Origin of the sequence: Tistlia consotensis USBA 355, from assembly GCF_900177295.1 — a bacterium.
Classification (GTDB): Bacteria; Pseudomonadota; Alphaproteobacteria; order Kiloniellales; family DSM-21159; genus Tistlia; species Tistlia consotensis.
The window spans coordinates 33764-56692 of sequence record NZ_FWZX01000038.1 but is presented as its reverse complement, the minus strand read 5'-3'; the positions used below and the strand labels follow the sequence as shown (position 1 = coordinate 56692).

Below are 22929 nucleotides of genomic sequence, written 5' to 3'. Positions count from 1 at the left end.
CGGCAACAGCCACCGCTGGTCCACCTCCCAAGCCCGATAGGTCTTGCCCATGAACCGTAGTGAATCACGACCACTGCCGAGCGTCGAGACAAAGGCGCTTACTCGGACAGGCTCCTAGCCCCGGCACGACCGGGAAGGCCCGTCGCGGTCGCGGCGGGCCTCTCCGATTGCGGCCGGGGGACGCCCGGCGTCACGCCGCGGAGCGCTCGCTGTGCCGGCCCTCCTCGATCTCCTCGACGATCTTCTCGACGAAGGCCCGGAGATCGCCCGGGTTGCGGCTGGTGACGATGCCCTGGTCGGCGACGACCGAGCGGTCGACCCAGCGGCCGCCGGCGTTCATGACGTCGGTCTTGATCGACTTGTAGGAGGTCACCTCGCGGCCGCGCACGGCGTCGACCTCGACCAGCAGCCAGGGGGCGTGGCAGATCGCGGCGACGACCTTCCTGGCCTTGAGGAAGCCGCGCAGGATGTCCAGGGCCTTGTCGTTGACGCGCAACAGGTCGGGATTGATCTGTCCGCCGGGTAGCACGATCGCGTCGTAGTCCTCGACCTTCACCTGGTCGAGCGTCAGCTCGACCTCGGCGTCCTTGCCCCAGTCGGTGTGGTCCCAGCCGCGGATCCTGCCGCTCTCGGGCGAGGCCACCGTCACCTCCGCGCCGAACTTCCGCAGCTTGTCGCGCGGGACCAGCAGCTCGTCCTGCTCGAAGCCGTGGGCCGCCATGATCAGGATCCTGGCTTTCTTGATGTCGGGCATTGCCTGTTCCTCTCGTTGGTGGGCACTTGCCCGGTCAACGACAGCGCGGTCGCGGAGTTGCAGGTCGAATCCTGACGATCTCGTGGCGGTGTCAGCGCCGCCAGGGCGGTCCGTCGACGGCCCAGACCAGCAGCAGCCCGGCGAGGAACAGACCGGCCGGCACGCCGGCCGCCGAGAGCAGCGCCTGCAGCAGGAAACCGTGCAGCTCGGCGACGCGGCAGGGCTCGACCTGGGCGCAGAGCCGCTCCGCGTCCTGCGGCGCCGGCGTCGAGAAGATCGCCTCGTGGTAGCCGAGCCAGGACAGGCCGGCGACCGCGATCAGCCAGACGATGCTGGCACCGAGCCAGAGCTTGAGCAGGCCGCGCTTCAGCATGCCGCGCGCCTTTCCATCGGCCTCCCCCTCGCGTCCTCCCGACCGGGGCGGCCGCGTCCCGGCGCCCCTTCAGGCAGCCTGCCCGATCGGGTCGGTCGGCGTCCAGGCGGCGAAGCGGCGCGCCAGCCGCGCCTCGCGGCCCTCGGCCGAGAAGTCGACCGGCTCGGCGGGCCGGACGAAGCGCTCGCGCTCGTCGAAGGCGCGCACCATCAGCACGCTGGTCGGTCCCGACGGGCTGCTCGCGAGCGCGCCGATGTAGACGCCGCAGACGCGGCACAGCAGGTAGTCGGCCGTCCGCAGGCCGAAGCGGTAGCGCTGCAGCGCCTCCGGCGCCTCGACCAGGATCGTCGCGCGGCCCTGGGGATCCGAGACAGCGGACGAGCCGTGGCGGCGGCAGAAGTCGCAGAGGCAGGCGCGGGGCTGCGCGTCTTCCGGCGGCACGGCCGTGCGATAGCGGAAGCGCAGGCGGCGGCAGTGGCAGCCGCCCCAGAGCTCCAGGGGCAGGTCGGTCATGGCGGGGTCTCCGGTGCGGGTGGCGGAACGGCGGCCAGCGGCCGGTGCAGCGCGACCCCGACGATCACCAGGGCGATGCCGGTCATCTCGCGCTGGCTCGGCACCTGGCCCAGGACCAGCGCGCCGATCGCCGTCGCGCTGGCCGGCAGCAGCGCCAGCATCAGGGCGTAGGAGTTGCGCGGCAGGCGCGCCATGGCGAGCTGGTCGCAGAGGTAGGGGACGACCGACGAGCAGAGCCCGACGCCGAGTCCGGCGAGCAGCAGCCGGGGATCGGAGAAGGCGACCCGCGCCTGCTCGAAGCCGACCGGCAGCACGAGCAGGAAGGCGATCGCCATGGCCGTCGCCAGCAGCTGGATGCCCTGGCCGGCACCACGCGCCGCGGCGCGATGGCCGAGCACGATGTAGCCGAGGAACAGCAGGGCGTTGGCGATGGCGTAGGCCAGGCCGAGCGGGTCGCTGGCCCAGCGCGGGGCCGTCAGCAGGGCGGCGCCGCCGGCGGCGAGAGCCAGGGCGAGCCGGTTGCGCCGGCTGGCGAGGCCGATGGCCGCCAGGACGACAGTGCCGACGAACTCGATCGTCGCGACCAGGCTCAGCGGCAGGCGCTCCAGCGCCAGGTAGAAGCTGCAGTTCATGACGGCGAGGCAGGCACCGAGCAGCAGCAGCAGGAGCCGCCCCTCGCGGTCGGCGCGGGCGAAGACCCGCCATGGCCGGTTCCACAGCAGGAACAGACCGGCCGCGCCGGCGATGCGCAGCCAGGCGACCCCGAGCACGCCGACCTGGGCGAACAGCAGCACTGCGAAGGAGGGGCCGAGATAGTGAAAGACCGCGCTGCCGAGGAACCAGAGCTGCGGCGGCAGGCGGTCGGCGAGGGCCTCGGCCCGACCCGGGGATTCGGGGCGTCTTTTCATGGCCGCAGTTTCGGGCCATCCTGATGATCAATACAGAGGTATCGAAAAGCAGAAGTGTGAAATCCCCGTCGAATTGCCAGGTAGATGCCATGAAGAGCCTTCGAATCACGATTCCGCTGCTCGATCCGCTCGACCGCGAGCTGGTGCGGCTGCTCGCCGCCGAGGCGCGGCTGCCGCTGGCCGAGCTGGCGCGCCGTGCCGGGCTGTCGGCGCCGGCCGTCGCCGAGCGCGTCAGGCGACTGGAGGAGGCCGGGGTGATCCGTGGCTACGGCGCCGAGGTCGATCCCGCAGCGCTCGGCTACGGCGTCGCGGCCCTGGTGCGCGTCCGGCCGATGCCCGGGCAGCTCGCCAAGGTCGCCGAGCTGCTCGACGGCTTCGAGGAGGTCGTCGAGTGCGACCGCGTGACCGGCGACGACTGCTTCGTCGCGCGGGTCAACGTCGCCTCGATCGAAGCCCTGGAGACCCTGATCGACCGCATCCTGCCCTACGCCACGACCAACAGCTCGGTGATCCAGTCGACACCGGTGCCGCGGCGCCTGCCACCGCTCGGCGCGCCGCCGGTCGCTCCGCCGCCGCGCCGCAACCGGCGCCCGGCTTGACGACCGCCGGCCGCGCTCCCTTATAGGGCGGAGGATCGGGCCGCTCCGGCGGCCGGTCCGGGCCATTGACCCGCGGCGCGCCCTCTGTAGGATGCCGCGCGATCTCGATCCCGTCAGAATCCGAACAGAACCTCACGGCCCGCCGGCGGGCCCAGCGCGAGGGGAGCCCATGGCGTCCTACCAGTACATTTACCAGATGCAGCGCCTGTCGAAGACCTTTCCGGGCGGCAAGCAGGTCCTCAAGGACATCAGCCTGAACTTCCTGCCGGGCGCCAAGATCGGCGTGCTCGGCCTCAACGGCTCCGGCAAGTCGACGCTGCTGAAGATCATGGCCGGCGTCGACAAGGAGTTCAACGGCGAGGCCTTTGCCGCCAACGGCGTCAAGGTCGGCTACCTGGCGCAGGAGCCGCAGCTCGATCCCGCGAAGGACGTCGCCGGCAACGTCATGGAGGCGCTGGCCGACCTCAAGGTGCTGGTCGACCGCTACAACGAGGTCTCCAACGAGTTTGCCGACCCCGACGCCGACTACGACAAGCTGCTGGCCGAGCAGGCCGAGCTGCAGGAGAAGATCGACGCCGCCGACGCCTGGGACCTGGAGCGCCGCGTCGAGATCGCCATGGACGCCCTGCGCTGCCCGCCGGGCGAGGCCGAGGTCGCCAAGCTGTCGGGTGGCGAGCGGCGCCGCGTCGCGCTCTGCCGCCTGCTGCTGCAGAAGCCCGACATGCTGCTGCTCGACGAGCCGACCAACCACCTGGACGCCGAATCGGTGGCCTGGCTGGAGCGCTTTCTCCACGAGTACACCGGCACCGTCGTGGCCGTGACCCACGACCGCTACTTCCTCGACAACGTCGCCGGCTGGATCCTCGAGCTCGACCGTGGCCGCGGCATCCCCTACCAGGGCAACTACACCGGCTGGCTGGAGCAGAAGCGCAAGCGCCTGGAGCAGGAGGCCAAGGAGGAGCAGGGCCGGCAGCGCGCGCTCGCCCATGAGCAGGAGTGGATCGGCCAGTCGCCGAAGGCCCGCCAGGCCAAGTCGAAGGCCCGCGTCCAGGCCTACGAGGAGCTGCTGCGCCAGGCCAACGAGAAGGCGCCCGAGCCCGGCTCGATCGTCATCCCGCCGGGCCCGCGCCTCGGCGACCTGGTGGTCGAGGCGGTCGACCTGCGCAAGGGCTTCGGCAACCAGCTGCTGATCGACGAGCTCAGCTTCAAGGTGCCGCCGGGCGGCATCGTCGGCATCATCGGCCCGAACGGCGCCGGCAAGACCACGCTGTTCCGCATGATCGTCGGCCAGGACAAGCCGGATTCCGGCACGCTCAGGGTCGGCGACACGGTGGTGCTCGGCTACGTCGACCAGTCGCGCGACTCGCTCCGGTCCGACGCCACGGTCTGGGAGGAGATCTCCGACGGCCTCGACGTCATCCAGGTCGGCAAGAAGCAGACGCCGAGCCGTGCCTATGTCGGCGCCTTCAACTTCAAGGGCCCGGACCAGCAGAAGCGGGTCGGCCAGCTGTCGGGCGGCGAGCGCAACCGCGTGCATCTGGCCAAGATGCTGCGCTCCGGCGCCAACCTGATCCTGCTCGACGAGCCGACCAACGACCTCGACGTCGACACCCTGCGCTCGCTGGAGGAGGCGCTGCTGGAGTTCGCCGGCTGCGCCATGATCATCAGCCACGACCGCTGGTTCCTCGACCGCGTCGCGACCCACATCCTGGCCTTCGAGGGCGACAGCGAGGTGGTCTGGCTGGAGGGCAACTACCAGGACTACGAGGCCGACCGGCACCGCCGCCTGGGCTCCGCCGCCGACCAGCCGCACCGCATCAAGTACAAGCGCCTGGAGCGCTGATCTTGAGCGGCTTCGCCGCCGGTACCGCAGCGAGCGGAGCGAGGTGACCGCGATGTCCAGCCCGGCCCGGCACCGCTCGCTCTTCCCGGTCCGGGTCTACGAGGCCGGGCCGGGCGGGCGCGCGACCCTGCCGACCCTGGCCAACTGGCTGCAGCAGGCGGCCGCGGAGCACGCGACCGTGCTCGGCCTCGGGATGGCCCGCATGGTCGAGGCGGGGCTGTTCTGGGTGATGGCGCGGCAGTACGTCGAGATCGCCGAGCTGCCGCCAGCCGAGGAGCGGGTCACGGTCGAGACCTGGCCGCAGCAGCTGCAGCGCGGCGCCTTCCGCCGGCGCTACCGGGTGACCGGCGCCGATGGCCGGCCGCTCGCCGAGGCGGTGGCGCTCTGGATGGTCTTCGATCCCGTGACCCGCGCCGCCGTGCCGGCGCCCGACTGGATGGCGGCGCGCGTCACGGTCGACGGCGGCGAGGCGCTGGCGTTTCCCTCGCGGACCGTGCCGGCGCTGAAGCAGGCCACGCGCGAGACCGAGCTGCTGTCGCGGCACTCCGACCTCGACGCCAACGGCCACGTCAACAACGCCCTGATCGCCGCCTGGCTGCTCGAGCCCCTGGCCGGCGAGCCGGGACGTCTCGCCTCGCTCGACGTGATCTTCCGCAGCGAGGTCGCCGCCGGCCGGCACCTTACGGTGGGCGCCGGCGAGGCCGCGCCCGGCCGCTGGCGCCTCGCCCTGACCGAGGGGGACGGCCGGGAGCACGCCCGCGCGGAGGCGGTCTTCGTCGGCCAGACCCGATCGCCAGGGCAGATGGCGCGGCCTCAGGGCAGCGGCAGCGCGCCGGCCTCGCAGCCGTAGAAGGCCTCGGCCTCGCGGGCGAAGGCCTCGGCCGCGTAGGCATAGGAGCGCGCGGCGCGGGCGAAGCGTTCCAGCTGCTCGAGGTAGCGCTCGGCGGCGATACGGTAGGCGCGCAGCTCCTGGCTCTCGCAGGGCGGCCGCGGGCCGAAGCCCTGCAGGCAGTCGGGCACCGGCGGCTCGCTCGCGAAGCCGAGCTGCGGCTCGGCCACGGTCAGGCGGGGCTCGGTGCAGAAGGCCGCCGCCTCGGCCGCAGCCAGCCCGAGCGCGGCCACCAGCAGGACGATCGACAGCGGCGTGCGGGCCATGGCACGGCTCCGGTCGGGGAAACTGGAACAAAGATAGAACATAACGCCCCGCCTGCCAAGCCGGAGGCGGCGGCAGGGTCTCCGTTCGAAAGCTCGACGCGAACTCACTTCAGAAGAGGGGAGGGTCTTTCCGATGGGCGATGCCCGATGCAGCTGCGGCGCTCTGACACTGACGCTCGCGGAACCGTCAAGACTGGTCGTCGCCTGCCATTGTCTTGACTGCCAGCGGAGAACCGGCGCGCCGTTCGGCGTCGGGGCCTTCTATCCGGCGGCCGCCGTCGTCGTTTCCGGAACTGCCAAGGCGTTCACCCGCGAGGCAGCGAGCGGCGGCAAGGTCCACAGCTACTTCTGTCCGACCTGCGGCTCGACGGTCTATTGGAAGGCCGACAACCTGCCATCGCTGATCGGCGTCGCCGTCGGCGCGCTGGCGGACCCCGGATACCGGGCCCCCGTCAGATCGGTCTTCGAGCGCTCGAAGCACGGCTGGGTCCGAATCGACGGCGCCGTCGAACACTTCCAGCAGGGCAGCGCGGCAGGAAAGCCGGGCTGAGGCGCCGCCGAAGCAGCCCCGGTGGCGCAGCTCCGGCGATTCGGTCCCGGCGGCTCAGGCCCGGCGGTTCAGTCTCGGCGGCTCAGGCCGGCACCAGGGTCAGCTCGCGCAGCGCCTCGGCGCTCTGCGCGGCCTCGGCCTCGGCCGAGTCGAGCGGGAACTTCAGGCTGTCGTCGAGGAAGGCATGGTTGTGCACCACGACGGCGTCGTCGCTGGCCAGCACGATGCCGTAGGCCGGCGGCTCGTAGCTGCCCGGCACCGCGGTCGGCTCGACGAACTGCAGCTGCACCTGGTGGCTGGTGCCCGGCAGGGTCGAGCAGGGGATGCCGCGCCAGGAGCCGCAGATCGGCCGGTGCACGTGGCCGTAGAAGAGGTGGCGGATGCGGCTGTGGCCGCCGAGCGCCTGCCAGAAGGCCTCGGCGTTCATCAGGCGGATGCGGTCCATGCCCGGCACGCCGACGTCGAAGGGCGCGTGGTGCAGGAACAGGAAGAGGTCGCGCTCGCGATGGCGCTCGACCGTCCCGGCCAGCCAGTCCAGGCGCTCCTCGCAGAGCAGGCCGCCGTGGGTGCCCTCGGTCAGGCTGTCGAGCATGACCATGACGCCGGCCGGCGTCTCGACGGCGTACTGCACGAAGCCGCCGTCGTCGGTCGGCGTCTCCGGGAAGGTCGCCAGGAAGGCCGCGCGGTCGTCGTGGTTGCCGAGCACCAGGTGGCAGGGCATCGGCAGCCCGGCCAGGACCTCGCGCAGCGCCGCGTAGGCGCCGGGCTCGCCGCGGTGGGTCAGGTCTCCGGTGATCGCGACGAAGGCGGCGTCGCCGTGCAGCCGCGCGATGTCGGCGACCGCGGCGGCCAGGCGCTCGCGCGGGTCGAGCCCGTAAAGGCGGTGCGGCGGCGCGATCAGGTGGGTGTCGGTGACATGGATGAACTTGAAGGCGGTCATGCGGCGGCTCCGGTTCGGGGCAGGAGGTCGGCGAGGGCGGGGACGGTCGCGCCCGGCGCGGGCCCGACCAGCAGGCCGGGCATGCCGAGGGCTTCCGCGCCGGCGAGGTCGGTCGTGGGGTTGTCGCCGATCATCAGGGCCCTGGACGGGTCGGCGACGCCGGCGCGCCGCAGCGCGGCGCGATAGAGCAGGGGCCCCGGCTTGCCGACGACCAGCGGCTCCGGGCCGGCGGGCGCGACGGCCCGGACGGCGGCCAGCAGGGCGCCGGTCTCGGGCACCGGCTCGCCGCCGGCGCCGGGATGGGTCAGGTCCGGGTTGGCCGCGACCAGCTCGGCGCCCGCGGCGAGCGCGATCGCGATGCGCTGCAGCTTGGCGTAGGAGAAGGTCAGGTCGCGGGCCAGCAGCACGACGTCCGGTTCCTGCTGGGTCAGCTGCAGGCCGGCGGCGCGCGCGTGGGTCGCCAGGGTCGCGCTGCCGGCGAGCAGCAGTCCGGCGCCCGGCCAGCGCTCGGCGACCAGCGCGACCGCCAGCTCGCCGGCCAGCAGGATCCGCTCGGGCGGGATTGCAAGGCTGCTGGCGCGCAGCAGCGCCGAAAGCTGCTGGGCGTCCTCGGTCGAGTTGTTGGAGACCACCCAGAGCCGCTCGCCGAGCGCCGCGGCGAACTCGGCCGCGCCCGGCAGCGGCCGGTTGCCCGCGGCGAGGCAGCCGTCGAGGTCGGCGAGCACCAGCTCGGCGGTACGGATGCTGTCCCAGGTGGCAGTGTCCATCAGCGCCTTCTCGCAACGAAGTATGACAGCTACATGCACAGCTTGACGTAATCTTGGTGCAGCGAATCCGGTTGATCTTCTAAGATAGCAGACAATCTTAGGTCGCTATTGGTTGTTGAACAATGGCCCTACTAGCATCGCCATATGCTCGTTTTGACCGACCCTTTGAGAGTGATTTTGCTCGCCGCTCCTATAGAATCTTTCTGGAGGAGACTGCGGCGGAAGTTGCGAAGAGAAGATACAAGAACGTTGATGTTGTTGTTCAAGCAGAAGATGGTTCAAAGATACTCAGGGTATTTCTGTGGGGTTCTTTGGCGGTAAATCTCATTACAGCATATGGCGGGTTCCGAACTGGAATAGATTACTTGGTGGATGACGCGAAGTGGTTTGGGGATCAGATTCTTGATCATCTTGAACTAAGGGAGGGGCAAGAACCCTCTGTTCACCTAAGGCGATTGGGAACCGTAGGAGATATCTCCCGACTAGGCCGAGAGGTTGATGAATTGGCAGCTCTATTGGATGAGAGACAGGGCAAATTTTCCTATATTCAAACAGATGACGTTCACTCTGATGTTATTCGGCGACTCAAGTCCATACGGAAGAGAGAATCGGAGATCATCGAGCGCTTGGATCCCAAAGATCGAGAGTTATTTTACGGTCAGGGTTTCGAGGTAGAGACTCCTGAAGAGGGAAGGATGCGCTTGCCATTGGCGCCGAGACACATCCCATTGCCATTCCAAGATGGTCCAGAGTTCATAGATATTCCTCGGTCTGAGCGCCCACAAAAGCGGCCGAACGTTGATGACGAGAACGACGAGAACGGCGGCTAAACTCTCAGCTCTCTCCACACCTGTTCAACTCGATCTTGTTTCCGTGCCGTCATGATCCGGCTGAAGAAGGCACGCTCGACGCCGCCCGGCTCCAGGCCCGCGCCGCGCAGCAGCGCCGCTAGGTCGGCGGTCACGTAGCTGGCGTGGTAGGGCTCGTGGAAGGCGACCGGGAAGTAGTCGAGCAGCGGGTCGTAGGGCGGGTGGTCGCCCTTCTGCAGCGAATCGACCAGGACGAAGAGGCCGCCCGGCCGGAGCAGCCGCGCCGCCTCGCGCAGCACCTGGCGGCGCACCGGCGGCGGCAGCTCGTGGAACAGGTAGACGGCGGTGACCACGTCGAAGCTCGCATCCGGCAGGCCGGTCGCCTCGGCGGCGGCCTGCACGAACGCGACGCCGCGCCAGGGCGCGAGCTGGCGGCGCGCGGCCTCCAGATAGGCCGGGCTGAGGTCGAGGGCGGTGACCGGCAGGCGCGGGTAGTTGTCCTTGACGAAGCTCAGGAAGCGGCCGGTGCCGCAGCCCAGGTCGAGCAACCGCGTCTCGGCCTTCGGCCGGTCACGCAGGAAGGCCTCGAGCGGCACCAGGGCCTGGCGGCGCATGGCGTCGGCACCGCCGACGAACAGCACCTCGACCTGGTGGTCGTAGAGCGCCGCCGACTCGGCGCTGAGCCAGCCGTCGGTCTGGTAGTGGAAGTTCTGCAGGTAGTAGCGCGGGTAGCGGCCGCCGTCCGGTCCGCTGCCCGCTCCGCCCTCCGGCGGCGTCCGGTAGACCTCGTCGTGCCGGCCGGCATGGCGCCGCCGCTCGACCTGCGGCAGGTCGCTCAGGAAGCGGGGCGCCGCGGCGAGCGCGCGGAACGGCGCCTCGATCAGGTCGTGCGGCGGCCGGTAGCGGCCCTCGGCGACGTTCTGCCAGTCACGGCGCAGCAGGGCGCGCAGGTCCTGCAGCACGGCGCCGAGCCCGGGGCCCTGGCCCTCGATCGGCCGCGGCGGGCGGACCGGCCGGGTCAGCCGCTTCGACAGCGCGTACTGGCCCCAGTAGGCGGCGACCCGTGCCGCCTGGCCGAACGCGAAGGCGGCCCGCAGCAGCGGCTGCCGGTCGCCGGCCGACGCCGGCTCTGAGGGATCGGATTCGCCGGAAGCGCTCATCGATCCACAAGTTTGTGTGGCGCACGGGTTGGCGTCAATCGCCTCGCGTTCTAGGTTTATAGCTCGGAGATGTGTGTCTCAATGGTGGCATCGTGAGCTGGCCCCGGAAACATCGGCGCTCGGACGAGATCCTGGCTGCGGCCTATCTGGACGAGCGCGAGTCGGTCTGGGACTACCCGCGGCCGCCGCGGCTGGAGCGCGTCGACGAGCGCTTGCGCGTCGAGCTGGCCGGCGAGGTGCTCGCCGAGACCGAGCATGGCTGGCGCCTGCTCGAGACCAGCCACCCGCCGACCTACTATTTCCCGCCGAGCGCCGTGCGCCGCGACCTGCTGGTGCCGGCGGCCGGGCGCAGTCTCTGCGAGTTCAAGGGCCAGGCCCACTACTGGACCGTCGAGCTGCGCGGCCGTCGCGTCGAGCGCGTCGCCTGGAGCTACCCCGATCCCTGGGGCGCCTATGCGCCGGTCGCCGACCACTTCGCCTTCTATGCCAGCAAGGTCGATGCCTGCTGGGTCGGCGACGAGCTGGCCCGGGCGCAGGCCGGCGACTTCTACGGCGGCTGGATCACCGACCGCATCGCCGGTCCCTTCAAGGGCCCGCCCGGCACCCGCTCCTGGTAGCATTCCCGGCGCGCCCGGTGCCCGCCGGCCGCTTGGTCTCGGCCATCCGCTCGTGTATCACCACGCGCGGACCACTGGCTGTCGTCCTGCGGCGGCCACCCGGCAACGATGGCAAGAGGGGAGAGCGCGGCGGATGGCTCGCTTCAAGACGCTGGATCAGCTGGAGCCGGCCGGCCAGGCCGTGCTGGTGCGTGTCGACTTCAACGTGCCGATGAAGGATGGCCGGGTCACCGACGCGACCCGCATCGAGCGGGCCCTGCCGACGATCCGCGACCTGCAGGCCAAGGGCGCGAAGGTCGTGCTGCTGTCGCACTTCGGCCGGCCCAAGGGCAAGCGCGTGCCCGAGATGTCCCTGGCGCCGCTGGTCGAGCCGCTGTCGGCGGCGCTCGGCGGCGAGGCCGTCGCCTTCGCCTCGGACTGCATCGGCGCGCCGGCCGAGCAGGCGGTCGCCGGCCTGAAGCCGGGTCAGGTGCTGCTGCTCGAGAACCTGCGCTTCCACGACGGCGAGGAGGCCAACGACGCCGGCTTCGCCGACGCCCTGGCGAAGCTCGGCGCCTTCTACGTCGACGACGCCTTCTCGGCGTCGCATCGCGCCCACGCCTCGGTCGAGGCCGTGGCGCGCCGCCTGCCGGCCTTCGCCGGCCGCCTCATGCAGGAGGAGCTGGAGCACCTGGCCAGGGCGCTGGAGCATCCCGAGCGGCCGGTCGCGGCGATCGTCGGCGGCGCCAAGGTCTCGACCAAGCTCGACCTGCTCGGCAACCTGGTCGGCAAGGTCCAGATGCTGGCGATCGGCGGCGGCATGGCCAACACCTTCCTCAACGCGCTCGGCGTCGAGGTCGGCAGGTCGCTCTGCGAGCGCGAGATGGCCGACACGGCGCGCGAGATCGTCGCCAAGGCCAAGGCCGCCGGCTGCGACATCGTGCTGCCGACCGACGCGGTCGTCGCCGCCGAGTTCAAGGAGGGCGCGGCCAGCGAGACCGTCTCGATCAAGGCCGTGCCGGCCGACCGGATGATCCTCGACGTCGGGCCGGCCACGGCCGAGCACCTCGCGCGCCGGCTGGAGGACTGCAAGACCCTGGTCTGGAACGGCCCGCTCGGCGCCTTCGAGGTGCCGCCCTTCGACGCCGGCACGGTGGCTGTCGCCCAGGCCGCGGCGCGGCTGACCGAGGCCGGCAGGCTGCTCAGCGTCGCCGGCGGCGGCGACACCGTCTCGGCGCTCGCCAAGGCCGGGGTCGAGGAGCGCTTCTCCTACGTCTCGGCGGCCGGCGGCGCCTTCCTGGAGTGGCTCGAGGGCAAGACCCTGCCGGGCGTCAAGGCGCTGGAGGACGCGGCCTGACCCTCGCCGGCGCGGGGGGCGCCGGCGGTCAGCGGCTGCCGAAGCCGGTGTAGCGCCGGGTGAAGCGGGGCGTGTGGCCGAAGGGGACGAGGTGGAAGCCCTCGCTCACGACCTCCCTGCCGTCCTCCAGGGTCAGGATCAGGTGCAGCCGGTCCCGCGGCGTGTCGTGCACCTCGCTGCGCCAGATCCGCAGCCCGACGAACTGCACGTCGTGGGGCGATCCGGGCGCGACGCGCGGCGTGCCGCTGGCCATCGCCGGCGTCGGGACCGGCCAGGCGATGCCGATGCGATGCTGCTTCGAGGCGTGCAGTTCCCAGGGCGGCGGCGGGTCGATCTGGCACAGGTGTCCGCCGAGGCTCTCGGCCTCGGCCAGCTCGGCCTCGCTCTCCGGCCCGAAGGCCTCGCAGCGGCTCGCCGTGACCCGGACCGCCTGGCGGTCGTGATTCCGGACGATGGCGAGCAGCCGCACCTCCGCCGAAGTCTCCTGCCCGACGATCATCCGCAGGTACTGGCCCGGGATGATGTGGACGACCACCGACTCGCTCTCCTGGGCGACGGCGAGGGCCGGGAACAGCAGGGCGCCGGCGAGTGCCAGGCAGGCTGCCAGCCGCCGGGTCGCCAGCCGGGCGTGCGCCAGCCGGGGGGGCGCAAGTCGGGCGGTCGAGCGTCGCGCCATCGTCGTCTCCTAGCGCCGGGACCCCGAAACAAGCCGATTGTCCCAGCAGGATAGCCAAGTGCGGCCGATCCTTCGAGCGCCGGCAGCCGGGGCGCCGGCTATCGGGCAGCGCGCGACGGCTGTGTGCCGCCGAAGAGGTAGTGTTCGTGGAGGTTGCGCGCCTTGTGCACGAAGGGCTCGACCAGGAAGCCTTCGCTGCGCGCCTGGCTGCCGTCCTCCAGGGTCAGCACGATGCGCACCAGGTCGCCCGTGCGGCCGTGCTCCGAGGCGCGTAGCACCTCCAGGCCGGCGATCCGGAGATTTTCCACGCCCGGCTGCGTGCGGCGCGCCTTCTCGCGGCCCGGCGGCCGCGGCGTCGCCACCGGCCAGGAGAAGCCGATGCGGCGCGACCGCCCGGGATGGAGCTCCCAGGGCAGTGTCTGGTCGAGGCTGCAGGTATGGGCCTGCAGGCCGAGGGCCTGGGCCAGGCGGGAGCGGCTTTCGGCGCCGATCGCTTCGCAGCGCGTCGAGACGATCCGGATCGGCTCGGTGCCGTGGTCCCGGATGACCGCGAGCATCTCCAGCACCTGCACCGGCCTGGAGCCGTAGGTCATCTGGACGTACTGGCCGGGGACGACGTGCAGCGCGATCGCCTCGTTCTCCCCGGCCCGGGCGCGGCCGGCGAACAGCGCCGCCGCCGCCAGCGGCAACAGGCAGAGCGTCAGGCGGCGAAGCACGGTGCGCGGCATGGTCCTGGTCTCCGGCCGGTGCCCTCTGAGTCGAGGGCATCCGACCGCGGCATCATCGCACAGTCCGGAGCCTCGCGGACTGCAGCCTGGGGTCGCGGCCGGGCGCGGTTCCCGCCCGCGAGGCGCAGGGCAGCTTCCGCGGAAACGCATGTACGGGGCCTGTGCCGGAAGGCTAGAGATGCCCACCTTCGCACTCTCCGTTCACCGTTCGTCGCCTGGCGGCCGTCTTGGCTATTGCCCCCGATTTCCTGTCCGTTCCGCGCGTAAGGCTCGCGCATCGGGTCGGCGTGCGCCTGCGCAGCGGCTGGCGCCATTTCACGCGCCACCAGGTGCGCGACAGCGAGCTCGCCCTGCTGGTGCTCTCCGCCGCGCTCAGCCTGGTCGTCAGCGCCGGCGTGGCGATGCTGCACGAGGCGAGCGGCTGGCTGCACGCGCTGCTCTACCTGACGCCGCTCGATGGCCATCTCAGCGCCGGTGACGTCGGCGACCGCCGTCGGCTGCTGCTGGTGCCGGTGCTGGGCGGCCTGGTCTACGGGCTGATCGCCGAGGCGGTGCGGCGCCTGCGCAAGCGCGACGTCGTCGACCCGATCGAGGCCAACGCGCTCTATGGCGGCCGCATGTCCCTGGGCGACAGCCTCAGCCTGACCGCGCTGGCCATGATCTCGCTCGGCGTCGGCGCCTCCGTCGGCATGGAGGCCGGCTACAGCCAGGGCGGCGCCGGCTTCGCCTCGAAGATCGGCCGCAAGCTCAAGCTGCGGCGCAACGACCTCAGGACGCTGGTCGGCTGCGGCGCGGCGGCGGCCATCGCGGCCGCCTTCAATGCGCCGCTGGCCGGCGCCTTCTATGCCCTGGAGCTGGTCGTCGGCAGCTATTCGCTGACCGTGCTGGCGCCGATCGGCGTCGCCGCCGCCTCGGCGACCCTGGTGGCGCGGCTGCTGTTCGATCCGGACCCGATCGTCGTCGTGCCGGCGACCCTGACGATCGGCCGTCTCGACTACCTCGCGTTCTTCTTCCTGGGCCTCGCTGCGGCGGCTGTCGGCATCGTCGCGATGCGCGGCGTGACCGTCGTCGAGGCGCGGCTGCAGAAACTCCGGGTGCCGCGCGCCCTGAGGCCGCTGGTCGGCGGGCTGGTGCTGGCCGGCCTGTCCTACGGCATGCCGCAGGTGCTGGGCAGCGGCCACGGCGCGATCCAGGAGACGATCGACCAGTCCTTCCCGATCCTCGTCCTGCTGTTCATCCTGGCCGGCAAGCTGGTCGCCTCGGCGGTCTCGGTCGGCTGCGGCTTCCGCGGCGGGCTGTTCAGCTCGTCGCTGTTCCTCGGCAGCCTGCTCGGCGCCCTGGTCGCCGCGGTGATCACGCGCGTCGCCCCCGGCGTCACCGTCGATCCCGTGACCTTCACCCTGGTCGGCATGGGGGCGACCGGCGCCGCGGTGATCGGCGCGCCGGTCACGATGATCCTGCTGGTGCTGGAGATGACCGGCAACTACCCGGTGACCCTCGGCGTCCTGCTGGCGGTGCTGGTCGCTTCGGTCGCGGTGCGCCACTGGTTCGGCTATTCCTTCGCGACCTGGCGCTTCCACCTGCGCGGCGTGCGCCTGCGCGGCGCCCAGGATGTCGGCTGGGTGCGCGAGCTCAGCGTCGGCCGCACGATGCGCCGGGATCCCGTGGTGGTGACGGCCGACAAGACCGGCGCCGAGCTGCGCAAGCGCCACCCGATCGGCTCGACCAAGCGGCTCTTCGTGGTCGACGCCAACGGCGCCTATCTCGGCATGATCGACGTGCCAATGCTGCACGCCGAGCACGAGCCGGGCGGCGAGGGCGAGCCGCGCGCCGGTGCCCTGGTCTCGGGCACGCGCGCCTACCTGCTGCCGGCGATGCCGGTCCGCCTCGCCCTCGAGCTGTTCGAGAAGGAGGCGGTCGAGGCGCTGCCGGTGCTCGACAGCGAGAAGGACCGCCGCGTCATCGGCTTCCTGACCGAGGCCTTCGCGCTGCGCCGCTACAGCCAGGAGCTGGAGCGGCGGCGCAGCGAGGAGCTCGGCAACAGCGATCTCTTCGGTCCCTCGACGCTGTCTTGAGCCGGCTGGCGTGAGCCGGCGCCCCTGAGCCGGCGCCCCCTGAGCCGGCGCCCCTGGGCCGGCAGGCCGGGACGCCGCTCAGTCCGCCGCGTCGGAATAGCGCCGCATCGCCTCCGCACGACGCTGCCGCGGCTTGGCGAAGACCAGGTCGCCCTGGGTGATGCCGTCGCGCTTGCGGTGGCGCCGGACGACCTCGAAGCCGAGCGGCGCCAGCATGGCCGTGACCCGGCGGCCGCCGGGCCCCTGCTCCCGGACCTCGATCTGGACCTCGCGCAGCTCGGGCCGCGCCAGCGTGCGCCGTGCGCCGGCCAGGATCTCCGGCGTCATGCCCGGCACGTCGATCTTGAGGTAGTTCGGGCAGTCCAGGCCGTGCCGGTCGATGAAGTCGTCGACCGCCCAGATCTCGACGGCCTGGCGGTAGGGATAGTGCTTGCGCTGCTTGCCGCCCGGGCCGCCGTCCGGCTTCTCCCGGAAGGTGAAGGAGCAGGCCGGCCGCAGCTGTGAGACGTGGAGGTCGGCCAGCGCGTTCTCGGCGCCGAAGCCGAGCTGCAGGCAGCGGACCGACGCCGGCAGCTCGTTCAGCTCGCAGTTCGCCGCCAGGCTGTAGAAGTTCACCGCCGCCGGCTCGAAGGCCCAGACCTCGAGATCGCCGCGCCGGGCGGCGTAGAGGGCCAGGACGCCGACGTTGGCGCCGATGTCCCAGAAGATCGAGCCCGGCGCCATGCCGTCGATCCAGGTCAGCGAGTCCGGCTCCTTGGTCGGCAGGCTCAGGGCGCGCTTGCTGCAGCCGCGGCCGTGGTTGAGGAAGCGGATCGGCCCGTGCCGCGTGTCCACGGTGACCGGCTGGTCGAGAAGCCGCTCGACCGCGATGGCGCGCTCCCGGGCCGGCAGCCCGCGGAGCAGCCCGAGGGCGAAGCGTCGCCGCCGGCTCGGGGCGAGCCGGTGGCGGAGGAAGGAGAGCAGGGACATGCCCCGCCATGTGACTGGCAAAGCGGGCGTTTTCGCGGCGCCGCGGCGGCGATTCGCCAGAGCCGGCGCACTTTCCACGGGCCCGCTCGCCGAAGCTGCGAATTCGCCGGCGGGCAGACAGCCGGCAGTCGGCAGCCGGTGGCGCTCCGCCGTCGCCGAGGACGACGGAGCGCGGAGCGGCGGCTCAGAAGCGGTAGCCGACGCCCAGGCCGAAGACGACCGGGCTGATGCCGACCTTGGCCTTGCGGGTGGTGCCGCCGGTGATGATGTCGGCGTCCATGCTCATGTCGATGTACTTGATGTCGGCGTTGAGGAACCAGTTCTCGCCGACGTCGTAGTCGACGCCGGCCTGCAGCGCCCAGCCGATCGAGTTGTTGAGCTTGAGGGTGGTCGGGCCGCCCAGGGCGCTCTCGAGCGAGCTGCTGGCCTTCTCGCCGTAGCTGATCGTGTAGTTGATGCCCGCGCCGACATAGGGCCGGATCGAGGACTGCGGCATGAAGTGCCACTGCACCAGCAGGGTCGGGGGCAGCAGCCAGGTCTCGCCGACCTTGTCGAGGCTGCCGATCGCCCCCTGGCCGTCGATGTCGTGGTGCGTGGTCGCCAGGATCAGCTCGAGGCCGATGTTGTCGGTCGCCATGTAGGTGAAGTCGAGCTCCGGCATGACCGACGGCTGGGCCGCCAGCGAGGCGCCCTGCAGGTCCGGCGAGATGCCGCCGCTGTCCTCGGTCGGCACGACGGCGATCCCGCGCAGGCGGACCAGCACGTCGCCCTGCTCGAGGGCGGCGGCGGGCGTGGCGGCGGCAGTCAAGGCGGCGAACGCGCCCGCCAGGGCGAGCTGCCGGGTAACGGATCCTCTCATCTTGGAACCCCCTGTGGAAGAACGCGGACCGCCGAATCGCGGCGGCCGGGCGGCATACTTCCCCGGCGGGGATCAAGTCGGATTGAGTTGCGTCAATTGTCCTTGACGGCACGGTGCGGTGGAATGACGCACCTGCCGGCGACGGCTTGCGCGGCCCGGGTCTCAGCTTTCCGCGCCGTGGGACTGGCGGCCGATCAGGTCGTAGAGGATCCGCGAGGCCGGCGACAGCTCCTGGCCGGCCAGGGTGATCAGCGAGTAGGGCGCGATGGCGATGTCCCGGGCGACATCCAGGGTCTCGACCCGGTGCCCGCCGCCGCCGGAGGCGGCGAAGAAGTCGGCGACGACCCGGGCGATCGGCGCGATGGCATTGGTCTGGGTCACGGTGATCAGGGTCAGCAGGATCGAGGAGGTGCTGAGCACCTTGGTCGGCAGCGCGACCCGGCGCTCGCGCAGGTAGCCCTCGACGGTGCGCCGCAGCAGGGCGCCTTCCGGTTGCATCACCCAGTCGTAGTGGACGCAGTCGTCGAGCCGCAGCGGGTCCTGGCGGGTCAGCGGATGGCCGGGCCGCACGATCAGCGCCAGCGGCTCGTTGCCGATCAGCCGGGCGTCGTAGAGCCGCGGATCGCTGGCCGTCCCGACCCGGCCGACGAAGAAGTCCAGCCGGCCGGCGTCGAGCGCGGCGGTCAGGTCGTCGCTGGTCGCGACGTCGACGCTGACGTCGATGTGCGGGAAGTTGATGCGCGCGTGCTTGATCGCCGGCAACACCAGCTCGATCGCCGCGCCGGTCACCGCGCCGATCCAGACCTTGCCGCGCACCCCGGACTTCAGCTCGGCGATCTCCCGGTCCGCCTCGTCGAGGGCGCGCAGGATCGTCCAGGCCCGGCGCGCCAGGCGCTCGCCGTAGGGCGTCAGCACGACGCCGCGCGCGTGCCGCCGGTAGAGCTTGACCCCGGCGATCCGCTCGAGCTCGGCGCAGAGCCTCGAGACGGCCGGCTGGGACATGGCGAGCAGGTCGGCGGCGCCGCTGATCTGGCCGGTCGCCTCGAGCGCCACGATGATCCGGAGATGCGGCAGCCGGAGGCCGCGGCGCACCAGCCGGTCGGCGATCTGTGCGCCGCGCTCGGCTGCGCGGGATTCGGCCTGTCGGTCGTGGGTCGGCATAAGCATTATATCAAAACAATCATATCCAGATCCGGCAACAGAATTTGCGCGATATGAAAGGGCTATTCTAGCATCGGTTCTAGTCAAATTCCGCCCGCCACCCCGGGCGGCAAGAAAAGGACGCCCCGACGCTCCTGTCGGGGCCTCTGGGCCGGCCCTCGTTCCGCGCGGCCGGCCCGACACTGGGAGGAGACGATGAAGCCACTGAAGCTCGCCGTGGCCGGCCTTGCGCTCGCCGCGGTTGCCCTTTCGACCCCCGCGTTCTCGACCGGCGCGCTGGCCGCCAGCAAGGGCTACATCGGCATCGCCATGCCGACGAAGTCGTCCGCGCGCTGGATCTCGGACGGCAGCTCGATGGTCAAGCAGTTCGAGGCCGCCGGCTACAAGACCGACCTGCAGTACGCCGAGGACGACATCCCGAACCAGCTGTCGCAGATCGAGAACATGATCACCAAGGGCGTCAACGTCCTGGTGATCGCCGCGATCGACGGCACGACCCTGTCGAACGCGCTGGCCAACGCCGAGGCGGCGGGCATCAAGGTCATCGCCTACGACCGGCTGATCCGCGACAGCGCGAACGTCGACTACTACGCGACCTTCGACAACTTCAAGGTCGGCGTCCTGCAGGCCCAGTCGATCGTCGATTCCCTCGACCTGGCGCATAAGAAGGGGCCCTTCAACATCGAGCTGTTCGGCGGCTCGCCCGACGACAACAACGCCTACTTCTTCTACAACGGCGCGATGTCGGTGCTGCAGCCCTACATCGACAAGGGCGTGCTGGTCGTGAAGTCGGGCCAGATGGGCATGGACAAGGTCGGCACCCTGCGCTGGGACGGCTCGGTCGCCCAGGCGCGCATGGACAACCTCCTGTCGGCCTACTACACCGACGCGCGCGTCGACGCCGTGCTGTCGCCCTACGACGGCCTGTCGATCGGCATCATCTCCTCGCTGAAGGGCGTCGGCTACGGCACCAAGGACCAGCCGATGCCGGTGATCACCGGCCAGGACGCCGAGGTGCCCTCGGTCAAGGCGATCCTGCGCGGCGACCAGACCTCGACGATCTTCAAGGACACCCGCGAGCTGGCGCGCGTCACGGTCGGCATGGTCAACGCCCTGATCGGCGGCGGCAAGCCGGAGATCAACGACACCAAGACCTACGACAACGGCGTCAAGGTCGTGCCGTCCTACCTGCTGAACCCGGTCCTGGTGACCAGGGACAACTGGGAGAAGATCCTGGTCGGCAGCGGCTACTACAAGAAGGACCAGATCACCCAGTAGGCGGCGATGCCTCCGGCCGGGCGCTCACCGCCGCCCGGCCGGAGGCGAGGGCGCCCGCTTCCGAGCGCCCCGCACCGGCGAGTCGGCCAATGACCCACATCCTCGAGATGCGCGACATCACCAAGACCTTTCCGGGGGTGGTGGCGCTCGACAACGTCAACCTGCAGGTCCGGCAGGGCGAGATCCATGCCCTGGCCGGCGAGAACGGGGCCGGCAAGTCGACCCTGATGAAGATCCTGAGCGGGGTCTATCCCTATGGCGACTACCAGGGCGACATCGTCTACGAGGGCGAGGTCAAGAAGTTCCGCGGCATCGCCGACAGCGAGGCCGAGGGCATCGTGATCATCCACCAGGAGCTGGCCCTGGTGCCCGAGCTGTCGATCGCCGAGAACATCTTCCTCGGCAACGAGATCGCCCGCTTCGGCGTGATCGACTGGCACGCCACCAACGAGCTGGCCGCCGACCACCTGAAGTGGGTCGGCCTGAAGGAGTCGCCGCGCACCAAGGTCCAGGACCTGGGGCTCGGCAAGCAGCAGCTGGTCGAGATCGCCAAGGCGCTGTCCAAGGAGGTCAAGCTGCTGATCCTCGACGAGCCGACCTCCTCGCTCAACGAGCAGGACAGCGCGGCGCTGCTCAAGCTGCTGGCCGAGTTCCGCGAGCGCGGCATCTCCTCGATCCTGATCTCGCACAAGCTCAACGAGATCTCCCAGGTCGCCGACTCGATCACCGTGCTGCGCGACGGCACGACGGTCTCGACGCTCGACTGCGCGGCCGCATCGATCAGCGAGGACGACATCATCCGCGACATGGTCGGCCGCTCGCTGTCCGACCGCTTCCCGCCGCGCCATCCGAAGATCGGCGAGCTGCTGCTGGAGGTCGAGCACTGGTCGGTGCGCCACCCGCAGCACCTCGACCGCCGGGTCGTGAAGGATGCCTCCTTCACCGTGCGCCGGGGCGAGGTCGTCGGCCTCGCCGGCCTGATGGGCGCCGGGCGCACCGAGCTGGCGATGAGCCTCTTCGGCCGCTCCTACGGCGCCGACATCGCCGGCGAGGTCAGGATCCGCGGCAAGGCGGTCGACGTCTCGACCGTCGAGCGGGCGATCGCCGCCGGCCTCTGCTACGCCACCGAGGACCGCAAGTCCTACGGCCTGGTGCTCGACGACATCGTCAAGCACAACCTGACCCTGGCCAACCTCGAGGGCGTCGCCAACGGCCCGGTCATCGACCACGCCCGCGAGATCAGGGTCGCCGAGGACTACCGCAGGCGGCTTAACATCAAGACTTCGAGCATCGCCCAGAAGACCCTGAACCTGTCGGGCGGCAACCAGCAGAAGGTCGTGCTCGGCAAGTGGCTCTTCGCCGATCCCGAGGTGCTGATCCTCGACGAGCCGACCCGCGGCATCGACGTCGGCGCCAAATACGAGATCTACTCGATCATCACCGACCTGGCGGCGGCCGGTAAGGGCATCCTGGTGATCTCCTCGGAGATGCCGGAGCTGCTCGGCATCTGCGACAGGATCTACGTGATGAACGCCGGGCGCCTGGTCGGCGAGCTGCCGGCGGCCGAGGCCTCGCAGGAGAAAATCATGTCGATGATCATCCGGACCGCCGAGAAATGACGAGCGACGAACAGGCCGTGGGCCGGGGCCCCGGCGACCGGGCGGCAGGCCGCGGCGCCGGCGCCCTGGCCGAGGGCGGGCCCTCGCACTTCCACTTCATCCGCACGCATCTGCGCGAGTACGGCATCCTGGTCGCGCTGATCGCGATCATGGCCTTCTTCCAGATCGCCACCGACGGCATCCTGCTGAAGCCGGTCAACCTGACCAACCTGATCCTGCAGAACAGCTACATCGTCATCATGGCGGTCGGCATGCTGCTGGTCATCGTCTCCGGCAACATCGACCTCTCGGTCGGCTCGGTGCTCGGCTTCGTCGGCGCGCTCGCCGCCGTGATGATCGTGCAGTGGGACGTCAACTACGTCGTCACCGGCATCGCCTGCCTCGCCGTCGGCGCGCTGATCGGCGCCGCCCAGGGCTACTGGATCGCCTACTGGAAGATCCCCTCCTTCATCGTGACCCTGGCCGGCATGCTGGTGTTCCGCGGCCTGACCCTGTGGGTGCTGGCCGGCCAGTCGGTCGGGCCCTTCCCGCACTCCTTCCAGCTGCTGTCGTCCGGCTTCATCCCGGACCTCTTCGCGGTCAAGGGCCTGAACGTCTTCTCGCTGCTGCTCGGCATCGCCGCCTCGGCGGGCCTCGCGGCGCTCGCGCTGCGCAGCCGCCTGCGCGCCCAGAAGGGCGGCGTCGTCGACGAGCCCCTGGCCTTCTTCCTGGCGAAGAACGGTCTGGTCGCCGTCGCCATCCTCTACATGACCTGGCTGCTCGCCGCGTTCCGCGGCCTGCCCAACGTGCTGATCATCATGGCGCTGCTGATCGCGCTCTATTCCTTCGTGACGACGCGCACGACGACGGGCCGGCGCATCTACGCGCTCGGCGGCAACGAGAAGGCGGCCAGGCTGTCGGGCATCAACACCGAGCGCCTGACCTTCCTGACCTTCGCCAACATGGGCATGCTGGCGGCGCTCGCCGGCCTGGTCTTCGCCGCGCGGCTCAACACCGCGACGCCGAAGGCCGGCATCACCTTCGAGCTCGACGTCATCGCCGCGGTCTTCATCGGCGGCGCCTCGATGAGCGGCGGCGTCGGCACCGTGGTCGGCGCGGTGGCCGGCGCCTTCATCATGGGGGTGATGAACAACGGCATGTCGATCCTCGGCATCGGCATCGACTACCAGCAGGTGATCAAGGGGCTGGTGCTGCTCGCGGCCGTGATCTTCGATGTCTACAACAAGAACAAGGCCTGACC

The 22929-nt window shown here is 70.7% G+C and carries 24 protein-coding genes; 11 read left to right on the top strand and 13 right to left on the bottom strand.

All coding sequences use genetic code 11. The features are described from left to right. Positions 1-190: 190 nt before the first annotated feature. From B9O00_RS28570 to B9O00_RS28555, 4 genes are all read right to left on the bottom strand, one after another. On the bottom strand, positions 191-754 hold the full coding sequence (locus B9O00_RS28570) for a type 1 glutamine amidotransferase domain-containing protein (protein ID WP_085126209.1): 564 nt from the start codon (positions 752-754) through the stop codon (positions 191-193). A gap of 91 nt (positions 755-845) precedes the next feature. After that, entirely contained in the window at positions 846-1127 is a 282-nt protein-coding gene (locus B9O00_RS33220; protein ID WP_085126207.1) for a hypothetical protein, read from the bottom strand. A gap of 69 nt (positions 1128-1196) precedes the next feature. Beyond that, positions 1197-1640 carry a GFA family protein gene (locus tag B9O00_RS28560; protein ID WP_085126205.1) on the bottom strand — a complete coding sequence of 148 codons (444 nt, stop codon included), beginning with the start codon at positions 1638-1640 and terminating at the stop codon, positions 1197-1199. Next, complete coding sequence (locus tag B9O00_RS28555) at positions 1637-2548, bottom strand: EamA family transporter (RefSeq protein WP_085126203.1); 912 nt, start codon at positions 2546-2548, stop codon at positions 1637-1639. The genes B9O00_RS28560 and B9O00_RS28555 overlap by 4 nt, the downstream gene beginning before the upstream one ends. Before the next feature lie 89 nt (positions 2549-2637). Between B9O00_RS28555 and B9O00_RS28550 the strand changes: the two genes are divergently transcribed. The 3 genes from B9O00_RS28550 to B9O00_RS28540 all read left to right on the top strand — a co-directional run bounded on the left by B9O00_RS28550 (position 2638) and on the right by B9O00_RS28540 (position 5840). Continuing rightward, entirely contained in the window at positions 2638-3147 is a 510-nt protein-coding gene (locus B9O00_RS28550) for an Lrp/AsnC family transcriptional regulator (protein ID WP_085126202.1), read from the top strand. A gap of 169 nt (positions 3148-3316) precedes the next feature. Beyond that, positions 3317-4990, top strand: coding sequence for an energy-dependent translational throttle protein EttA (gene ettA, locus B9O00_RS28545; RefSeq protein ID WP_085126200.1), 1674 nt, complete (start codon positions 3317-3319; stop codon positions 4988-4990). 52 nt (positions 4991-5042) lie between these two features. Continuing rightward, positions 5043-5840 carry an acyl-[acyl-carrier-protein] thioesterase gene (locus B9O00_RS28540; RefSeq protein WP_085126198.1) on the top strand — a complete coding sequence of 266 codons (798 nt, stop codon included), beginning with the start codon at positions 5043-5045 and terminating at the stop codon, positions 5838-5840. On the opposite strand, the gene B9O00_RS28535 is transcribed toward B9O00_RS28540, so the two are convergent. Further along, positions 5804-6145, bottom strand: a complete 342-nt coding sequence (locus B9O00_RS28535) for a hypothetical protein (RefSeq protein ID WP_085126196.1) — start codon at positions 6143-6145, stop codon at positions 5804-5806. The two genes, B9O00_RS28540 and B9O00_RS28535, sit on opposite strands and share 37 nt — an antisense overlap. 133 nt (positions 6146-6278) lie before the next feature. On the opposite strand from B9O00_RS28535, the gene B9O00_RS28530 reads away from it, so the two are divergent. Beyond that, positions 6279-6695 (top strand): GFA family protein, encoded by a 417-nt coding sequence (locus B9O00_RS28530; protein ID WP_085126194.1) that lies wholly within the window; start codon positions 6279-6281, stop codon positions 6693-6695. A gap of 82 nt (positions 6696-6777) precedes the next feature. On the opposite strand, the gene B9O00_RS28525 is transcribed toward B9O00_RS28530, so the two are convergent. Beyond that, positions 6778-7635, bottom strand: a complete 858-nt coding sequence (locus B9O00_RS28525; RefSeq protein WP_085126192.1) for a phosphodiesterase — start codon at positions 7633-7635, stop codon at positions 6778-6780. Then, a complete protein-coding gene (locus tag B9O00_RS28520; protein ID WP_085126190.1) occupies positions 7632-8402 on the bottom strand; it encodes an HAD-IIA family hydrolase in 771 nt (256 codons plus the stop codon). Before B9O00_RS28520 ends, B9O00_RS28525 begins: the two co-directional genes overlap by 4 nt. Positions 8403-8524: 122 nt before the next feature. Here B9O00_RS28520 and B9O00_RS32775 point away from each other — a divergent pair, with 122 nt between their 5' ends. After that, a complete protein-coding gene (locus B9O00_RS32775; RefSeq protein ID WP_143596378.1) occupies positions 8525-9232 on the top strand; it encodes a hypothetical protein in 708 nt (235 codons plus the stop codon). Here the strand turns inward: B9O00_RS32775 and B9O00_RS28515 are convergent. Next, complete coding sequence (locus tag B9O00_RS28515; RefSeq protein ID WP_085126188.1) at positions 9229-10371, bottom strand: class I SAM-dependent methyltransferase; 1143 nt, start codon at positions 10369-10371, stop codon at positions 9229-9231. The two genes, B9O00_RS32775 and B9O00_RS28515, sit on opposite strands and share 4 nt — an antisense overlap. Before the next feature lie 92 nt (positions 10372-10463). Between B9O00_RS28515 and B9O00_RS28510 the strand changes: the two genes are divergently transcribed. Both B9O00_RS28510 and B9O00_RS28505 read left to right on the top strand, forming a co-directional pair. Beyond that, entirely contained in the window at positions 10464-10988 is a 525-nt protein-coding gene (locus tag B9O00_RS28510) for a DUF427 domain-containing protein (RefSeq protein ID WP_322111225.1), read from the top strand. 133 nt (positions 10989-11121) lie between these two features. Beyond that, positions 11122-12324, top strand: a complete 1203-nt coding sequence (locus B9O00_RS28505) for a phosphoglycerate kinase (RefSeq protein ID WP_085126186.1) — start codon at positions 11122-11124, stop codon at positions 12322-12324. A gap of 28 nt (positions 12325-12352) precedes the next feature. On the opposite strand, the gene B9O00_RS28500 is transcribed toward B9O00_RS28505, so the two are convergent. After that, positions 12353-13000 carry a hypothetical protein gene (locus tag B9O00_RS28500; RefSeq protein WP_085126184.1) on the bottom strand — a complete coding sequence of 216 codons (648 nt, stop codon included), beginning with the start codon at positions 12998-13000 and terminating at the stop codon, positions 12353-12355. 98 nt (positions 13001-13098) lie between these two features. After that, positions 13099-13728 (bottom strand): hypothetical protein, encoded by a 630-nt coding sequence (locus tag B9O00_RS28495; protein WP_085126182.1) that lies wholly within the window; start codon positions 13726-13728, stop codon positions 13099-13101. A gap of 287 nt (positions 13729-14015) precedes the next feature. On the opposite strand from B9O00_RS28495, the gene B9O00_RS28490 reads away from it, so the two are divergent. Further along, the gene (locus B9O00_RS28490) at positions 14016-15803 is read left to right on the top strand and encodes a chloride channel protein (protein WP_085126180.1); all 1788 of its coding nucleotides are present in this window, start codon (positions 14016-14018) and stop codon (positions 15801-15803) included. Between the two features lie 78 nt (positions 15804-15881). Here B9O00_RS28490 and B9O00_RS28485 read toward each other — a convergent pair whose 3' ends face one another. From B9O00_RS28485 to B9O00_RS28475, 3 genes are all read right to left on the bottom strand, one after another. Beyond that, positions 15882-16772 carry an FkbM family methyltransferase gene (locus tag B9O00_RS28485; protein ID WP_085126178.1) on the bottom strand — a complete coding sequence of 297 codons (891 nt, stop codon included), beginning with the start codon at positions 16770-16772 and terminating at the stop codon, positions 15882-15884. A gap of 184 nt (positions 16773-16956) precedes the next feature. After that, the gene (locus tag B9O00_RS28480) at positions 16957-17631 is read right to left on the bottom strand and encodes an OmpW/AlkL family protein (RefSeq protein WP_085126175.1); all 675 of its coding nucleotides are present in this window, start codon (positions 17629-17631) and stop codon (positions 16957-16959) included. 162 nt (positions 17632-17793) lie between these two features. Next, a complete protein-coding gene (locus tag B9O00_RS28475) occupies positions 17794-18792 on the bottom strand; it encodes a LysR family transcriptional regulator (RefSeq protein ID WP_159460355.1) in 999 nt (332 codons plus the stop codon). 195 nt (positions 18793-18987) lie between these two features. Between B9O00_RS28475 and chvE the strand changes: the two genes are divergently transcribed. The 3 genes from chvE to mmsB all read left to right on the top strand — a co-directional run bounded on the left by chvE (position 18988) and on the right by mmsB (position 22927). Beyond that, positions 18988-20070, top strand: coding sequence for a multiple monosaccharide ABC transporter substrate-binding protein (gene chvE, locus B9O00_RS28470; protein WP_085126171.1), 1083 nt, complete (start codon positions 18988-18990; stop codon positions 20068-20070). 89 nt (positions 20071-20159) lie between these two features. Continuing rightward, a complete protein-coding gene (mmsA, locus tag B9O00_RS28465) occupies positions 20160-21689 on the top strand; it encodes a multiple monosaccharide ABC transporter ATP-binding protein (RefSeq protein WP_085126169.1) in 1530 nt (509 codons plus the stop codon). Continuing rightward, positions 21686-22927: a multiple monosaccharide ABC transporter permease gene (mmsB, locus tag B9O00_RS28460; protein WP_085126166.1), complete on the top strand. Its 1242-nt coding sequence runs from the start codon at positions 21686-21688 to the stop codon at positions 22925-22927. The genes mmsA and mmsB overlap by 4 nt, the downstream gene beginning before the upstream one ends. Positions 22928-22929 lie beyond the last annotated feature (2 nt).

Excerpts from the sequence above, each read along its gene's own strand:
- B9O00_RS28550 (WP_085126202.1), top strand. The coding sequence starts at position 2,638 with ATGAAGAGCCTTCGAATCACGATTCCGCTGCTCGATCCGCTCGACCGC.
- mmsB (WP_085126166.1), top strand. The coding sequence starts at position 21,686 with ATGACGAGCGACGAACAGGCCGTGGGCCGGGGCCCCGGCGACCGGGCG.
- B9O00_RS28515 (WP_085126188.1), bottom strand. The coding sequence starts at position 10,371 with ATGAGCGCTTCCGGCGAATCCGATCCCTCAGAGCCGGCGTCGGCCGGC.
- B9O00_RS28505 (WP_085126186.1), top strand. The coding sequence starts at position 11,122 with ATGGCTCGCTTCAAGACGCTGGATCAGCTGGAGCCGGCCGGCCAGGCC.
- B9O00_RS28475 (WP_159460355.1), bottom strand. The coding sequence starts at position 18,792 with ATGCCGACCCACGACCGACAGGCCGAATCCCGCGCAGCCGAGCGCGGC.
- B9O00_RS33220 (WP_085126207.1), bottom strand. The coding sequence starts at position 1,127 with ATGCTGAAGCGCGGCCTGCTCAAGCTCTGGCTCGGTGCCAGCATCGTC.
- B9O00_RS28500 (WP_085126184.1), bottom strand. The coding sequence starts at position 13,000 with ATGGCGCGACGCTCGACCGCCCGACTTGCGCCCCCCCGGCTGGCGCAC.
- B9O00_RS28540 (WP_085126198.1), top strand. The coding sequence starts at position 5,043 with ATGTCCAGCCCGGCCCGGCACCGCTCGCTCTTCCCGGTCCGGGTCTAC.
- chvE (WP_085126171.1), top strand. The coding sequence starts at position 18,988 with ATGAAGCCACTGAAGCTCGCCGTGGCCGGCCTTGCGCTCGCCGCGGTT.
- B9O00_RS28560 (WP_085126205.1), bottom strand. The coding sequence starts at position 1,640 with ATGACCGACCTGCCCCTGGAGCTCTGGGGCGGCTGCCACTGCCGCCGC.
- B9O00_RS28525 (WP_085126192.1), bottom strand. The coding sequence starts at position 7,635 with ATGACCGCCTTCAAGTTCATCCATGTCACCGACACCCACCTGATCGCG.
- B9O00_RS28535 (WP_085126196.1), bottom strand. The coding sequence starts at position 6,145 with ATGGCCCGCACGCCGCTGTCGATCGTCCTGCTGGTGGCCGCGCTCGGG.
- ettA (WP_085126200.1), top strand. The coding sequence starts at position 3,317 with ATGGCGTCCTACCAGTACATTTACCAGATGCAGCGCCTGTCGAAGACC.
- B9O00_RS32775 (WP_143596378.1), top strand. The coding sequence starts at position 8,525 with ATGGCCCTACTAGCATCGCCATATGCTCGTTTTGACCGACCCTTTGAG.
- B9O00_RS28530 (WP_085126194.1), top strand. The coding sequence starts at position 6,279 with ATGGGCGATGCCCGATGCAGCTGCGGCGCTCTGACACTGACGCTCGCG.
- B9O00_RS28570 (WP_085126209.1), bottom strand. The coding sequence starts at position 754 with ATGCCCGACATCAAGAAAGCCAGGATCCTGATCATGGCGGCCCACGGC.
- mmsA (WP_085126169.1), top strand. The coding sequence starts at position 20,160 with ATGACCCACATCCTCGAGATGCGCGACATCACCAAGACCTTTCCGGGG.
- B9O00_RS28480 (WP_085126175.1), bottom strand. The coding sequence starts at position 17,631 with ATGAGAGGATCCGTTACCCGGCAGCTCGCCCTGGCGGGCGCGTTCGCC.
- B9O00_RS28520 (WP_085126190.1), bottom strand. The coding sequence starts at position 8,402 with ATGGACACTGCCACCTGGGACAGCATCCGTACCGCCGAGCTGGTGCTC.
- B9O00_RS28485 (WP_085126178.1), bottom strand. The coding sequence starts at position 16,772 with ATGTCCCTGCTCTCCTTCCTCCGCCACCGGCTCGCCCCGAGCCGGCGG.
- B9O00_RS28495 (WP_085126182.1), bottom strand. The coding sequence starts at position 13,728 with ATGCCGCGCACCGTGCTTCGCCGCCTGACGCTCTGCCTGTTGCCGCTG.
- B9O00_RS28555 (WP_085126203.1), bottom strand. The coding sequence starts at position 2,548 with ATGAAAAGACGCCCCGAATCCCCGGGTCGGGCCGAGGCCCTCGCCGAC.